The organism is Streptomyces coeruleorubidus, assembly GCF_008705135.1.
In the GTDB taxonomy this organism is placed as follows: Bacteria; Actinomycetota; Actinomycetes; order Streptomycetales; family Streptomycetaceae; genus Streptomyces; species Streptomyces coeruleofuscus.
This window is the reverse complement of the sequence record NZ_CP023694.1, coordinates 212,122-227,462: the sequence shown is the minus strand read 5'-3', so window position 1 is coordinate 227,462 and position 15,341 is coordinate 212,122. Positions and strand designations below refer to the sequence as shown.

Below are 15,341 nucleotides of genomic sequence, written 5' to 3'. Positions count from 1 at the left end.
CGGCAGGGGGAGGCGGCGAACCCGGCGGCATCGACCGATTGTTCGAACTGTGTCATCGTGGGCGCCGGGCGGAGGTGAGCGGCATGACCGGCGCGGACCCCGGGCTGTTCGGACCCGGTTCGGTGACCTGGCAGACGCACGGCGACCCCATGATGTGGATCGCCGGCGTCCGGGCGCTCTACCTCCAGGCCCTGCACCCCCGCGCGGTACGCGGCGTCATGCAGAACTCCGACTTCCGGCGTGACGCCTGGGGACGCCTGATGCGCACCGCGAACTTCGTCGGCACGACGACGTACGGCACCACCGAGGCCGCCGAGCGGGCGGGTGCCCGAGTCCGCAAGATCCACAGCATGCTGACGGCGACCGATCCGGACACCGGCGAGCGCTACGGCGTCGACGAACCCGGTCTGCTCCTCTGGGTGCACTGCGCCGAAATCGACTCCTATCTGGACGTCCTGCGCAGGTCCGGGTTCCGGCTCACCGACGCCGAGGCCGACCGCTACGTCGCCGAACACCGGGAGAGCGCACGCCTGGTGGGCCTCGACCCCGGCACCGTACCCGCCGACAGGGCCCAACTCGTGGCGTACTTCGAGAAGGTGCGCCCCGAACTGGCCGCCGGACCCGAGGCGCGCGAGGTGGACGACTTCCTGCTCCGCCCGCCGACGCATCCCCTTCTCGTACCGTTGCGCGAGGTGCTGTGGCGGCGCGTGGCACAACTGGCGTACGCCTCCCTGCCTCCGTACGCCCACGAGTTGTACGGCAGACCGGCCCCCGCACCCGCCACCGTCACCCGGCAACTGCGTCTCACCGGCCTCCTGCTGCGCCGCGTTCCCGCACGTGTGCGGTGGCAACTCCCGCCCAAACACATCCTGCGCGCCATGGTGAGGCTCGGCCCGGACGCGCGCCCGGCACCGTACAAACTCGGACGATAGCCCGCCATACTGGGTGGGCCAGGGGAGGGGCGGGCGAACAGCTACCGGGGGGAGCGTCGCGCGAGATGGGGGAGACCAGGCTCATCCACGGCCGATACCGGCTGCTCGACCGGATCGGGCGCGGCGGCATGGGCGAGGTGTGGCGGGCACGGGACGAGTCCCTGGGCCGGCACGTCGCCGTCAAGTGCCTCAAACCGCTGGGCCCGAACCACGACCACGCGTTCACCCGCGTGCTGCGGGAACGGTTCCGGCGTGAGGCCCGGGTGGCCGCCGCGCTCCAGCACCGCGGCATCACCGTCGTGCACGACTTCGGCGAGTCCGACGGCGTCCTCTACCTCGTCATGGAACTGCTGGACGGCCGCAATCTCAGCCAGCTCCTGGAGGACAACAAGCAGCACCCGCTGCCGGTCGCGGACGTCGTGGAGATCGCCGAGCAGGTCGCCGCCGCCCTCGCCTACTGCCACGAACAAGGCATTGTCCACCGCGATCTGAAGCCCGCCAACATCGTGCGGATCGGCGACGGCACGGTGAAGATCTGCGACTTCGGCATCGCCCGTCTCGGCCACGACATCGGCTTCACCTCCCGGCTGACCGGCACCGGTATCGCCATGGGCACCCCGCACTACATGTCCCCGGAGCAGATCGGCGGAACCGAGGTCGACCAGCGCAGCGACCTGTACTCGTTCGGCTGCGTGCTGTACGAGATCGCCACCGGCGTACCGCCGTTCGACCTCGACGACGCCTGGGCGATCCTCGTCGGCCACCGCGACACCCCGCCCCGCCCGCCGCGCGAGCACCGACCCGAACTGCCCGCGTACCTGGAGCGGGTCATCCTGGACCTGCTCGCCAAGGAACCCGGTGAACGCCCCGGTGACGCCCGCGAGCTGGCCCGCCGGATCAGCGCGCACCGGGCGGCGCCCGCCTACGTGCCGACCGTCGTGGCGGCCCGGCCCGCTCCCGACGCGCTGGCGCACGCGGGCCGGCTGCCGTCCTGGACGCACGGCATGACCACCGGCCACAAGGCGGCCGGCGCCGGACTGCGCAGCACGCCGCCCGACCCGGCGTCCGGCCTGTCCGGCGAGTGGATCGCGAGGCCCGCCACCGGCCCCGTCGGGGAACCCGCCCCCGAGCAGCGGCCCGCCCCGTCCCCGGAGGTGCTCACCGCCCTGGCCGGCCGGCACAACGCGGGCTTGAGCCTCGGCCGGCTCGGCCGCTGGGCGGAGGCCGGGGAGGTGCACCGGGCCGTCGCCGCCGAACGCGAGCACCTGCTCGGCCCGGACCACCCGGACACCCTCGCCAGCCGCTACGAGGTCGCCTTCACCCTCAGCCGCACCGGCCGCGCCCCGGACGCGCTGCGCGAGTACAAGCGCGTCACCGAGGCCAGGATCCGCACGCTCGGCGCCGACCACCCCGACACGCTCGCCGCCCGCCAGGAGATGGCCTACGTGCTCGGCCAGCTCGGCCGCCCCTTCGACGCCCACCGGGTGTACACGTCGGTGCTCACCGCCAGGGAGCGCACGATGGGGCCCGACCACCCGGACACCCTGCGCTGCCGGCACAACCTCGCCTTCAACCTCAGCCGTCTCGGCCGCCTGGAGGACTCCTACCGGATGGCCCGCGAGGTGGCCGCCGCCCGCGCCCGGGTGCTCGGCCCCGACCATCCCGACACCCTGGTCACCCGCTACGAGGTCGCCTACGCGCTCGGCCAGCTCGGCCGCTGGGCCGAGGCCCTGGAGACGTACCGCGAGGTCGCCGAGGCCCGCGGCCGTGCCCTCGGCCCCGACCACCCCGACACGCTCGCCGCGCGCCACGAGATAGGCATCAGCCTGGGCCGCCTCGGCCGCAGCGCGGAGGCCCTCGACCTCTACAGCGTCTTGTCCGAGGACCGCACCCGCGCCCAGGGCCCCACCCACCCCGAGACCCTGCGCGCCCGCCACGGCCGCTGCGTCAACCTCGGCCGGCTCGGCCGCTGGGAGGAGGCCCTCACCGAGTCCCGCGACGTGAGCGCCGTCCGCGAGCGGGTCCTCGGCCCCGACCACCCGGACACCCTGGTCAGCCGCCGCGAGGTCGCCGTCGGCCTGGGCTGGCTGGGCCGCTGGTCCGAGGCGCTCACCGAGTACCGCCGGGTGGCCGCCGCCCGCGAACGCGTCCTCGGCCCGGACCACCCCGACACCCTCGCCAGCCGCAACGACGAAGCGCACTGCCTCCAGCAGCTGGGCCGGAGCGACGAGGCCGTGGCGCTGTACCGGAGGGTGGCGGCCCTGCGCGGGCAGCGGGCGTCGGCCGGGGGGTGACGGGGGCGGCGTCGTGCGACAAGCAGATCGCACCCTGTCGCCGTTCGTCTGGCCGACCTGGATCACCCCGTGTTACGAAGAACCATGACCGCACCCCTGGGACCCCGCGCACACCGGACGTACGACGCCGTCATCGTCGGCGGCGGCCACAACGGCCTGGTCGCCGCCGCCTACCTGGCCCGGGCCGGCCGTTCGGTGCTGGTGCTGGAGCGGCTGGACCACACCGGCGGCGCCGCGGTGTCCACCCGGCCGTTCGCCGGGGTCGACGCCCGGCTGTCACGCTACTCGTACCTGGTCAGCCTGCTGCCGAAGAAGATCGTGCGGGACCTCGGCCTGGACTTCCGGGTGCGCACCCGGACCATCTCCTCCTACACGCCCGCCGAACGCGACGGCCGCCCCACCGGACTCCTCGTCGGCGGCGGCGAACGGCGGACCAGGGAGGCGTTCGCCCGGCTCACCGGCTCCGACCGCGAGTACCGGGCCTGGCAGGAGTTCTACGGCATGACCGGCCGCGTCGCCCAGCGGATCTTCCCGACCCTCACCGAGCCGCTGCCCACCCGCGAGGAACTGCGCCGCCGGCTCGACGACGAGGAGGCCTGGCGGATGCTGTTCGAGGAGCCGCTCGGCGTCGCCGTCGAGGAGCACTTCGCGGACGACCTGGTGCGCGGCGTGGTCCTCACCGACGCGCTCATCGGCACCTTCGCCGACGCCCACGACCCGTCGCTGAAGCAGAACCGTTGCTTCCTCTACCACGTGATCGGCGGCGGCACCGGGGACTGGGACGTGCCGGTCGGCGGCATGGGCGCCCTCACCGACGCACTGGCCGACGCGGCCCGCGCCGCGGGCGCCGTCCTCGCCACCGGCCACGAGGCGCTGCGCATCACCACGGACGGCCAGGAGGCCGAGGTCACCTACCGCACCGCCGACGGCGAGGGCACCGTCGCCGCCCGGCACGTCCTGGTGAACGCCTCGCCGCAAGCCCTGGCCGAACTGACCGGCGACACACCCCCGGCCCCCGCCGAGGGCGCCCAGCTCAAGGTGAACATGCTGCTCACGCGGCTGCCGCGGCTGCGTGACAACGCCGTCGACCCGCACGAGGCGTTCGCCGGCACCTTCCACATCGCGGAGGGCTACGAGCAGCTGGCCGCCGCCCACGCCCAGGCCGCCGCCGGTGACCTGCCGGCCGCGCCGCCCTCCGAGATCTACTGCCACTCGCTCACCGACCCGAGCATCCTCGGCCCGGACCTGGCCGACCGGGGCTACCAGACGCTCACCCTCTTCGGCCTGCACACCCCGGCCCGCCTGTTCGAGCGGGACAACGACGCCGTACGGGAGGAGCTGCTGAAGTCGACACTCGCCCAGCTCGACGCCCACCTGGCCGAACCGCTCACCGACTGTCTGGCCACCGACGCGGACGGACGGCCCTGCATCGAGGCCCGGACCCCCCTCGACCTGGAGCGGGACCTCGGGCTGCCCGGCGGCAACATCTTCCACCGCGAGCTGAGCTGGCCCCACGCCCAGGACGGCACCGGCCGCTGGGGCGTGGCGACCGGGCACGCGAACGTGCTGCTGTGCGGGGCCGGCGCGGTACGCGGGGGCGGGGTCAGCGGGGTGCCGGGGCACAACGCGGCGATGGCGGTGCTGGAAATCGGGAACGACTGAATCACTGCCGTCCTGCGGGGCACTCCGACAGCACGAAGGTATCCGTACCAGCCGGCCGCCCCGCGCGGACGGTCGCACCACCCACGGGAGGCTCTCATGGCCGACCTCAGCCCGACCGATCTGCAGAAGGCCCTGAAGGGCATGGACTACCCGACGGACAAGCAGCACCTGGTGGAACGTGCCCGCAGCAACCACGCCGACGACAAGGTCGTCAGCACCCTCGACGGCCTGAAGGAGGACCGCTTCGACGGCCCGAACGAGGTGCAGAAGGCCGTCTTCAACCAGTGACCGGACCGGCTCAGTCGGCCGACGGCGACCACCCCGCCGCTTCGACGCGCGCAGCGTCCGCCGGGCGCGCCTCGTCGAAGAGGACGCCGTCGGCCGCGTCCACGCGCAGCCCGTCCACGTAGGCCCCACGGCCGACGTACCGCCGGTCCGTCGCGTACCGCCACCGCAGGGCCAGCGTGCGCGCGGCGGGGAGGTCGGCGGTGAGCCGATGCCAGACACGGCCGGACCAGCCCGTGACCGAGCCCGAAGGGTGCTCGCGGGGACCCTCGCCCCGGCGGGACGTCGTGAACGGAACCGGCTGCCAAGTCGTGCCTTCGTCGGCCGTCGCCTCCAGGACCAGCATGTCGGCTCCGGGCTCGGTGTCCCACCACAGCGCGCAGCGCAGCCGCACCCGGCCGGACGACGTGTCGAGCGCGGGGAGGGTGAGCGTCGCGGTGGCGGAGACCGCCATCCCGGAGAACCAGGCCCTGCGTCCCGACACCGGCCGGACCGGGACGGCCCGCGCCAGATGGTTCGCGGCGGCCACCCGGGGAGCCGACCCGGACCGCCAACTGCGCACCGGATGCACCGAGTTGCCCAGGACGACCAGGAAGGAGTCGGTCGTCGGGTCGAGCACCAGCGAGGTGCCCGTGAAGCCGGTGTGCCCGGCACTGCGCGGTGTGGCCATCGCGCCCATGTACCAGTGCTGGTAAAGCTCGAAGCCGAGGCCGTGCTCGTCCCCGGGGAACGCTGTGTTGAAGTCGGTGAACATCAGCTCCACCGACTCCGGTTTCAGGATCCGCGCCCGTCCGTACACGCCGCCGTTGAGCAGCGTACGGCCGAGGACCGCGAGGTCCCACGCGTCGGAGAACACGCCCGCGTGTCCCGCGACCCCGCCGAGGCTGAAGGCGTTCTCGTCGTGCACCTCGCCCCACACCAGGCCCCGGTCCAGCCCGGACCACGGAGGGCGCGCGTCCTCCGTGGCCGCGATCTTCGGCCGCCAGGAGGCGGGCGGGTTGTAGCGGGTGCGGCGCAGGCCGAGCGGCGCGGTGATCTCGTCGCGGAGGAGGACGTCCAGGGAGCGGCCCGTGATCCGTTCCAGCACGAGCTGGAGCGAGATGAGGTTCAGGTCCGAGTACAGATACGCCGTGCCCGGCGCGCTGACCGGAGCCTCGTTCCAGAGGAGCTGGAGCTTCTCCTCGTACGTCGGCGCGCTGTACAGCGGGATCCAGGAGCGGAAGCCCGAGGTGTGCGTCAGCAGCTGACGGATCGTGATGTCCTGCTTGCCCGCGCCTGCGAAGTCGGGAAGGTACGAGGCGACCTTCCCCTCCAGCTCCAGCGCGCCCCGCTCCATCTGCTGCACGGCCAGGATCGAGGTGAACAGCTTGGACACCGACGCCAGGTCGAAGACGGTGTCCTCGGCCATGGGGATCTGCTCACCGGCCGGGAACTCGACGCCGGTGTCGGTCTTCTCGTCGTAGGCCCGGTAGCGCACCGCCATGCCGATGGGCCGGTGCAGGGCGACGGTGCCGCCCCGTCCGGCGAGCAGGACGGCGCCCGCGTACCAGGGGTGCTCGGGGGAGGGGCCGAGGAACGCCTCGGCGTCGGTGACGAGTTGGCGCAGATGGGAGGGGAGCAGCCCGGCGCGGGCGGCCGGGCCGTGCCGCAGGGTGGGACGCCCCCTGACCGGGGCGGCCTCGGCGGGTAAGGGGGCGAGGGCCAGGGCGCCACCCAGGACCAGGGCACGCCTGCGCGTCAGCCCGCCGTTCGTCGTCGCTCTGTCTGCCGTGCCTTCGGTCACCGTGCATCCTCCCGCCGAACCGCCCTGGACGTCCCGGACAGTATGTCCCCGGGCACCGTCCATAAATCTGACGGAGCATCAGAAAACCCCTTCCGTCCTCCGGAGGAGTCCGGCATCCTGCGCCCATGCAGACGGAGCTGAGCCAGAAACTGGGAGTCGAGCACGCCGTCTTCGGCTTCACGCCGTTCCCCGCCGTCGCCGCGGCCATCAGCCGGGCCGGCGGCTTCGGCGTGCTCGGCGCGGTCCGTTACACCGCCCCCGACGAGCTCAAACGCGACCTGGACTGGATCGAGGCGCACGTGGACGGCCGGCCGTACGGCCTGGACGTCGTGATGCCGGCGAAGAAGGTCGAGGGCGTCACCGAGGCGGATGTCGAGGCGATGATCCCCGAGGCGCACCGGCAGTTCGTCCGGGACACCCTCGCCAAACACGGCGTGCCCGAGCTCGCCGAGGGTGAGGCGTCCGGCTGGCGCATCACCGGCTGGATGGAGCAGGTCGCCCGCAGCCAGCTCGACGTCGCCTTCGACTACCCGATCCGGCTCCTCGCCAACGCCCTCGGCTCCCCGCCCGCCGATGTCGTGGCCCGCGCCCACGACCAGGACGTCCTCGTCGCGGCTCTCGCGGGCAGCGCCCGGCACGCCCGCAAGCACAAGGACGCCGGAATCGACATCGTCGTGGCGCAGGGCTACGAGGCAGGCGGCCACACCGGCGAGATCGCCTCCATGGTGCTCACCCCCGAGGTCGTCGAGGCCGTCGCCCCGCTGCCCGTGCTGGCCGCCGGCGGCATCGGCAGCGGACAGCAGGTGGCTGCCGCACTCGCTCTCGGCGCTCAAGGTGTGTGGCTGGGCTCCCTATGGCTGACCACCACAGAGGCGGATCTGCACTCGCCCGCCCTCACCCGCAAGCTGCTCGCGGCCGGCTCCGGGGACACCGTCCGCTCCCGCGCACTGACCGGGAAGCCGGCACGCCAGTTGCGCACCGAGTGGACCGACGCCTGGGAGGACCCGGACGGCCCGGGCACGCTGCCCATGCCGTTGCAGGGCCTGCTGGTCGCCGAGGCCGTCTCGCGGATCCAGAAGTACGAGGTCGACCCCCTGCTCGGGACCCCCGTCGGGCAGATCGTCGGCCGGATGAACAGTGAACGCAGCGTCCAGGCCGTCTTCGACGACCTCACCCGCGGCTTCGAACAGGCCGTGGACCGCATCAACCGCATCGCCGGAAGGAGCGGCCAGTGACCAGCAGTGCTCCCGCGGGCTTCTGGGCCCAGGCCACCGCCGACCCCGACCGCGCGGTCCTGGTCGCCCCCGACGGCGAGGAGTGGACCGCCGGCCGCCTGCACGCCGCCGCCAACCGGCTCGTCCACGGCCTGCGCGCGGCCGGGCTGGAACGCGGCGACACCTTCGCGGTCGTCCTGCCAAACGGCGTCCAGTTCCTCACCGCGTACCTCGCCGCCAGCCAGGCCGGGTTCTACCTCGTCCCCGTCAACCACCACCTGGTCGGACCGGAGATCGCCTGGATCGTCTCCGACTCCGGCGCCAAGGTCCTCCTCGCCCACGAGCGCTACGGGGAAGCGGCCCGCCACGCCGCCGACGAGGCGGGCCTCCCGGCCACCCATCGGTACGCCGTCGGCCCGGTCGAGGGCTTCCGTTCCTACGCCGAACTCCTCGACGGCCAGCCGGAGTCGGCGCCGGCCGAGCGCACCCTCGGCTGGGTCATGAACTACACCTCCGGCACCACAGGCCGCCCGCGCGGCATCCGCCGCCCGCTCCCCGGCAAACCACCCGAGGAGGCCTTCCTCGGCGGCTTCCTCGGCATCTTCGGCATCCGGCCGTTCGACGACAACGTCCACCTGGTGTGCTCGCCGCTGTACCACACGGCCGTCCTCCAGTTCGCGGGCGCGTCCCTGCACATCGGCCACCGGCTGGTCCTGATGGACAAGTGGACGCCCGAGGAGATGCTCCGCCTCATCGACGCCCACCGCTGCACCCACACCCATATGGTCCCCACCCAGTTCCACCGCCTGCTGGCCCTGCCCGACGAGGTGAAGGACCGCTACGACGTCTCCTCCATGCGGCACGCCATCCACGGCGCCGCGCCCTGCCCCGACCACGTGAAACGGGCCATGCTCGACTGGTGGGGCCCCTGTGTGGAGGAGTACTACGCGGCCAGCGAGGGCGGCGGCGCCTTCGCCACCGCCGAGGACTGGCTGAAGAAGCCCGGCACCGTCGGCAAGGCCTGGCCCATCAGCGAACTCGCGATCTTCGACGACGACGGCAACCGGCTGCCGCCCGGCGAACTCGGCACCGTCTACATGAAGATGAACACCGGCGGCTTCTCCTACCACAAGGACGAGGCCAAGACCCGCAAGAACCGCATCGGCGACTTCTTCACCGTCGGCGACCTCGGCCACCTCGACGAGGACGGCTACCTCTTCCTGCGCGACCGGAAGATCGACCTGATCATCTCCGGGGGCGTCAACATCTACCCGGCCGAGATCGAGTCGGCCCTGCTCGCCCACCCCGCCGTCGCGGACGCCGCCGTCTTCGGCATCCCGCACGACGACTGGGGCGAGGAGGTCAAGGCCGTCGTCGAACCGGCCCCCGGACACCGGCCGGGGCGCGCCCTCGCGGCCGACCTCCTCGACCACTGCGCGCACCGGCTCGCCGGCTACAAGCGGCCCAGGAGCGTCGACTTCATCACCGAGATGCCCCGCGACCCCAACGGCAAGCTGTACAAGCGGCGGTTGCGGGAGCCGTACTGGGAGGGCCGGACCCGACCGGTGTGAGGCGGTGGTGCGGCTTTGGTCGCACCGGAGGGCACGGGCGTCATCCTTTGGTCGGCGCCCGCTCGCCCTCCGGCCGATGTCCGGCCGGGCCCCGCCTTCCTAGCGTGAGGCCATGACGATCGCGACCGAACAGGGAACGCTGCGGCGTGGGGGCGTACGGCCGGGCGAACGGGCACTCGCCCCCGATCTCGCCCGCGGGATCATGCTGCTGTGCATCGTGCTGTCCAACACGGCCTTCCATCTGTGGGCGGCCCGGCGCGGGCCCTCCGGATGGCAGCCTGTGGACGGCTCGTGGCTGGACCACGCCGTGCAGTTCACCATGATCATGGTGCTCGACCTGCGGATCTACCCGCTCTTCGCCTTCCTCTTCGGCTACGGCATGATGCAGCTCTACCTCCGGCAGACCGCCGCCGGCACCGACGGGCGCGACGCCGCGAAAATCCTGCGCAGGCGCAGCCTCTGGCTGATCGTCATCGGCCTCGCCCACGCCACCCTGCTGATGGCCGGGGACATCATCGGCTTCTACGGAGTCCTGAGCCTCGTCCTGGGCCTGGCCTTCCTGCGGCGCGGGGAACGTGCCCTGACGTGGTGGATCTGGATCGGAGTCGCCCTGATGGCGCTCGTCACGGCCGGGCCCGTCATCGCCGCGCTCCTCCAGGGCGACCTCGGCACGCTGGGTGACGCCGACGCCGAGGCCGGCTTCAAGGCGTACGCGTCGGACGAGGAGAACTGGCTCACCGCGGCGGGCACCCGGCTCGAGACCGGCCTGTTCGTCACCTTCGCCGCCGCCCCGCTGACCCTCGTCGGCGGCGGGTACATCCTCTTCCTGCTCGGCTTCTGGGCCGCACGCCGCCGCATCCTGGAGGAACCGGGCCGTCACCGCACACTGCTGCGCATCACGGCTGTCATCGGCATCGCGACCGGCTGGCTCGGCGCGCTGCCCGCCGCCCTCGCCCACATCGGCGTCCTGCGCGTGCCGGACGACATGCAGAGCGAATCCGGGGCGCTCACGGCCCTGCGCGACATCACCGGCAACGCCGCGGGCCTCGGCTATGTCGCGGCCGTCGCCCTCTTCGCACACTGGTGGACCACCCGCGGGCCCCGCCGCGGCACGACGGCGGTGACGGCGGTGGCCTCCGTCGGCAAACGGTCCCTGTCCTGCTACCTCGCCCACTCGCTGCTCTTCGCCCCGGTGCTGGCCGCCTGGGGACTCGGCCTCGGTGCGCACCTCGGCAGCACGACCATGGCGCTCTTCGCGTTCGCCGTCTGGCTGGTCACCGTGGCCGGGGCGTACGCGCTGGAACGGGCCGGCCGCCGGGGCCCCGCCGAAGCGGTGCTGCGCAGGCTGATGTACGGGCCCCGGGTCGACCGGGGGTGACGAGATGAACGGGTGCCGCCCCACCGGGAGCGGCACCCCTCAGCCACGGTCAGCGGCGCTCGTGCACCCGGACGACCTTCAGCTTCGGCGAGGACAGGATGTCCTTCTCGCAGAAGCGCGACGTCACCCACTTCTCATCGGAGAACAGCCGGGTCTGGTCCGCGTAGTGCGGCGACTCGGGGTTCGACGACTGGGAGTACGTCAGCAGGGTGCGGGCCACCGGGCAGCGGCTGCCGTCCCAGCCCACCGCCTGGAGGTGACTGCTGCCGAACGGCACCTCCGTGTAGCCGCCCCCGGCCGCGTTCCACTGCGGTTCGAGCACGTTCCACACACCGAGCCGCCCCGAGCCGCCGGGCATCGGAAGGTGCTCACCACCGCGGACGACGAACTGGTGCGCGCCGAGCGGCGCGTCGAGCGCGATACCCGCAGCGCGCAGTTCCGCCACCGCGTCGGCGAGGGCGACGCCGAAGCCGGGCGCGTCCGTGTTCAGCGTGTTCGGCGTACGCACCGGGTCCGCCGCCGAGAACGGCACCTTCCACGCCTCGGCGGCCGGCACCGCCTGTTCCAGCTTCCGCCAGAACCGGTCGAACAGCAGCGCGCCCCGGCTCCCCGCGTTCATGGTGCGGTCCCAGGCCGCCAGCACCCCGCAGGCCTCCGACACGTCGACGGCCTTGCCGTCGCTGCCCGTCGCCGTGCCGCCGGGCAGCGCGGCGCACGCCCGTGCCACGTCCGTCGCGGTGAGATCACCTGCGGGCACCCGGTTGGCGAACTGCTGCCGTTGCAGGTCGCGTACGGTCAGGTGGCCCCGGTCCGCCATCGCCGCCACGTCCTCGATCCCGCCGCGCGTACGCAGGCCGAGCTCCGTCCCCACCGTGCCGAAGACCCGCTCGTATCCGGTGATCGGCCGGTCGGCGTTGGTCATCCACGCGGTGCCGTTGGAGTTCTCCACGTACGGCGCGTCCTTGAGCGTCGGCATCCGCGCCGGCCCGAAGATGCCCGGCGCCACCGCGTCGGGATCGCTGCCCAGGGCGCAGTCCCCGCGCGAGCCGTCGAGGATCGCGATGCCGGACGCCGGATACGTGGTCCTGCCCAGCGCCGTCGAGCAGCGCTGCGCCAACTCGTCGGTGATGCGCGGAAGTACCTGGGACTGGGTGAAGAGGGAATGCCCCGCGCGGTCGGCGGCGATCGTGTTCACCCAGGGGAGGCCCTGGTGCCGGGCGAGGGACCCGAGGACGTCGCCCGTGCTGCGCGCCTTGCTGAAGCCGAGCGAGGTGTCGGCGAAGCGGAGGTTCGCGGCGTTCGGGTCGTGCAGGGCGTAGGCCGTCGCATCCGTCCACGGCAGCGGGACCTGGGAGTTCAGGGAGGTGACGACAGGGCCGTACCGGGTCCACCACTGGGTGCGGGTCACCGGCGCGCCGTCCTTCACCGCGACCGTCACCGTCCGCTTCTTCATACGCTCCGGCTCGCCGTCCACCAGGTATGTCGTGGGATCGGCCGGATCCAGCGTCAGCTGGTGGAAGTTGGCCGGAATGCCGGTCGAGACGGTGTGGCTCCACGCCACATGTGCGTTGAACCCGATGGAGATCGCCGGGGTGCCGAGCAGAGAGCCACCGGAGACGTTCAGCTCGCCGGGGATCGTCTGCTGCGACTGCCAGAACCGGCGCCCGCCCTGCCACGGGTAGTGCGGGTTGCCCAGCAGCAGACCGCTGCCGTTCGCCGTGGTGTCGCCGCGGAAGGCGACCGCGTTGGAGCCCATGCCGGGATCGCCCCACAGCTCGTCGGCCGCCTTCGCCACGGCCTTCGCGTCCGGCGTGCGGGTGGCGGGCCGGGAGGACGGGGTACCGGAGGCGGTGCCGGCTCCGGTCGGTGGCTGCGCGGCCGTGATCGTGTCCACGAAGCGCCCCTCGCCGGAGATCGAGGCGATGGCGAGGCCACGGGCCGCCACGTCCAGCTCGGTGACCGGACGGACCCAGGACGCGCCCGCACAGCCGGGATCCGTGATCTTCTTCTGCTTCAGCCAGGCGTTGTAACCGGCCGCCCAGCCGCGCATCATGTCCCGGACCTCACGGCTGGGGCCCACGGGCGCCGGCTCGGCGAGCAGCTTCTCCACCGTGCGGGTCTCACGGACCCCGCGGAAGTACAGGTCACTGGCGAGATTCGTCCTGGCCCCGGAGAGGGCGCCGCCGGCGGCCGCGCCGGCGCCGAAGTACCGGGAGCGCTCGCCCCGCAGGGTCACGAACCCGTCGGCGAGCGTGCAGACCTCGTCGGCCGCCTGCGCCCAGCCCGTACCGAAGCCCAGGTCGGCGTAGTTCTTCGCGAGGATGTGCGGGATGCCGTACTCGGTGTAGCGGATCACGGCGGACAGGCCGTCGCGGGACGGGTGCTGCTCCGCCCGTCCCTGGCCGGAGGCGGCGGCCGCGGGTAACGCGGACGCGGCCGTGAACAGGGCCGTGGCCCCGAGAACGAGTCGTCTCAGGCGGCTGCGCATCGTGCCCTCCAACATCATTGAGGGAAAGGAGACTTGAGCGTACGGATGTGCCGCATGCGCACGTCGGTACCATCACATCGGACGTCGCTGGCGGCGGCAGGGTTGAGCCGGTCGGTTCTTGACCTCGCCCGGCGGTGAACCGAGGATCAGGTGTCATGACGACGCCCGGACACGGCAGCACGGTCGACGGAATCCTGCGGCGCAGCGCCCGGCGGACCCCGGCGCGCACCGCGGTGGAGTACGGCGACCGCACCTGGACGTACGACGAACTGGACACCGCCGTCTCCCGCGCGGCGAGCGTCCTCCTCGGCCAGGGGCTGTCCCCGGGCGACCGGGTGGGCGCGTACGGCCACAACTCCGACGCCTACCTGATCGCCTTCCTGGCCTGCGCCCGCGCCGGCCTGGTGCACGTACCGGTCAACCAGAACCTGACCGGCGACGACCTCGCCTACATCGTCGGCCAGTCCGGCAGCTCCCTGGTTCTCGCCGACCCGGACCTCGCCGGACGACTCCCCGACGGCGTACGGTCGTTCCCCCTGCGCGACGCCGACGACTCATTCCTCGCACGGCTCACCGAGGCGACCCCGTACGACGGCCCTGAGCCGCGCACCGAGGACCTCGTGCAGCTGCTGTACACGTCCGGGACGACCGCCCTGCCCAAGGGCGCGATGATGACGCACCGGGCCCTGGTCCACGAGTACCTGAGCGCGATCACCGCCCTCGACCTCAGTGCGGGCGACCGGCCCGTACACGCGCTGCCCCTCTACCACTCGGCGCAGATGCACGTCTTCCTGCTGCCCTACCTCGCGGTCGGCGCGACGAACATCATCCTCGACGCACCCGACGGTGAGCGGCTCTTCGACCTGGTCGAAGCGGGCCGCGTGGACAGCCTGTTCGCCCCGCCCACCGTCTGGATCGCCCTGTCCAACCGCCCCGACTTCGCCACCCGCGACCTGAGCGGCCTGCGCAAGGCGTACTACGGCGCGTCGATCATGCCGGTCCCCGTCCTGGAACGGCTGAAGGAACGCCTGCCGGAGCTGGCGTTCTACAACTGCTTCGGGCAGAGCGAGATCGGCCCCCTGGCCACGGTCCTCGCCCCCGAGGAACACAAGGGGCGCATGGACTCCTGCGGCCGACCGGTGCTGTTCGTCGACGCGCGTGTGGTCGACGAGGACGGCAAGGACGTACCGGACGGCACCCCCGGCGAGATCGTCTACCGCTCTCCGCAACTGTGCGAGGGCTACTGGGACAAGCCGGAGGAGACAGCCGAGGCCTTCCGCGACGGCTGGTTCCGCTCCGGCGACCTCGCGGTACGGGACGCGCACGGCTACTACACGATCGTCGACCGGGTGAAGGACGTCATCAACTCCGGTGGCGTACTGGTCGCTTCCCGCCAGGTCGAGGACGCCCTGTACAGCCATCCCCAGGTCGCCGAGGCCGCGGTCGTGGGCCTGCCCGACGAGCGCTGGATCGAGGCCGTCACGGCTGTCGTCGTCCCACGCGGCGAGGTCACCGAGGCGGAGCTCATCGCCCACACTCGCGAGAAGCTCGCCCCCTTCAAGGCACCGAAGCGGGTGGTGTTCGTGGAGGGCCTCCCGCGCAACGCCAGCGGGAAGATCCTCAAGCGGGAGCTCAGGCAGAGCCTGGGAGACGAGCCCGGACTCGCGGCCTCGGACGGCTGATGTCGCGCCGCCCCTCCCTACGAAACCCCGTTGTGCGGAACACCCCGAGGGC

The 15,341-nt window shown here is 72.6% G+C and carries 10 protein-coding genes; 8 read left to right on the top strand and 2 right to left on the bottom strand.

Features of this window, described 5'->3' with window-relative positions; genetic code table 11:
- Positions 1–83: 83 nt before the first annotated feature.
- The 4 genes from CP976_RS01115 (at position 84) to CP976_RS01100 (ending at position 5,176) form a co-directional block, all read left to right on the top strand.
- The gene (locus CP976_RS01115) at positions 84–932 is read left to right on the top strand and encodes an oxygenase MpaB family protein (RefSeq protein ID WP_150478570.1); all 849 of its coding nucleotides are present in this window, start codon (positions 84–86) and stop codon (positions 930–932) included.
- A 65-nt stretch (positions 933–997) separates the two neighbouring features.
- Positions 998–3,226 carry a serine/threonine-protein kinase gene (locus tag CP976_RS01110; protein WP_150478569.1) on the top strand — a complete coding sequence of 743 codons (2,229 nt, stop codon included), beginning with the start codon at positions 998–1,000 and terminating at the stop codon, positions 3,224–3,226.
- Between the two features lie 84 nt (positions 3,227–3,310).
- The gene (locus tag CP976_RS01105; protein ID WP_190147069.1) at positions 3,311–4,888 is read left to right on the top strand and encodes a phytoene desaturase family protein; all 1,578 of its coding nucleotides are present in this window, start codon (positions 3,311–3,313) and stop codon (positions 4,886–4,888) included.
- A gap of 96 nt (positions 4,889–4,984) precedes the next feature.
- Positions 4,985–5,176: a DUF2795 domain-containing protein gene (locus CP976_RS01100; RefSeq protein ID WP_150478567.1), complete on the top strand. Its 192-nt coding sequence runs from the start codon at positions 4,985–4,987 to the stop codon at positions 5,174–5,176.
- A gap of 10 nt (positions 5,177–5,186) precedes the next feature.
- On the opposite strand, the gene CP976_RS01095 is transcribed toward CP976_RS01100, so the two are convergent.
- The gene (locus CP976_RS01095) at positions 5,187–6,956 is read right to left on the bottom strand and encodes a serine hydrolase domain-containing protein (RefSeq protein WP_167537251.1); all 1,770 of its coding nucleotides are present in this window, start codon (positions 6,954–6,956) and stop codon (positions 5,187–5,189) included.
- Positions 6,957–7,081: 125 nt separating this feature from the next.
- Here CP976_RS01095 and CP976_RS01090 point away from each other — a divergent pair, with 125 nt between their 5' ends.
- From CP976_RS01090 to CP976_RS01080, 3 genes are all read left to right on the top strand, one after another.
- On the top strand, positions 7,082–8,191 hold the full coding sequence (locus CP976_RS01090; RefSeq protein ID WP_150478565.1) for an NAD(P)H-dependent flavin oxidoreductase: 1,110 nt from the start codon (positions 7,082–7,084) through the stop codon (positions 8,189–8,191).
- Positions 8,188–9,741 carry an acyl-CoA synthetase gene (locus CP976_RS01085; protein ID WP_150478564.1) on the top strand — a complete coding sequence of 518 codons (1,554 nt, stop codon included), beginning with the start codon at positions 8,188–8,190 and terminating at the stop codon, positions 9,739–9,741. Before CP976_RS01090 ends, CP976_RS01085 begins: the two co-directional genes overlap by 4 nt.
- 112 nt (positions 9,742–9,853) lie before the next feature.
- Complete coding sequence (locus tag CP976_RS01080; RefSeq protein WP_150478563.1) at positions 9,854–11,119, top strand: DUF418 domain-containing protein; 1,266 nt, start codon at positions 9,854–9,856, stop codon at positions 11,117–11,119.
- A 49-nt stretch (positions 11,120–11,168) separates the two neighbouring features.
- Here CP976_RS01080 and CP976_RS01075 read toward each other — a convergent pair whose 3' ends face one another.
- Positions 11,169–13,607, bottom strand: coding sequence for a penicillin acylase family protein (locus CP976_RS01075; RefSeq protein WP_150478562.1), 2,439 nt, complete (start codon positions 13,605–13,607; stop codon positions 11,169–11,171).
- Between the two features lie 155 nt (positions 13,608–13,762).
- Here CP976_RS01075 and CP976_RS01070 point away from each other — a divergent pair, with 155 nt between their 5' ends.
- Positions 13,763–15,289: an acyl-CoA synthetase gene (locus tag CP976_RS01070; RefSeq protein WP_150478561.1), complete on the top strand. Its 1,527-nt coding sequence runs from the start codon at positions 13,763–13,765 to the stop codon at positions 15,287–15,289.
- The last annotated feature ends 52 nt before the right edge of the window (positions 15,290–15,341 follow it).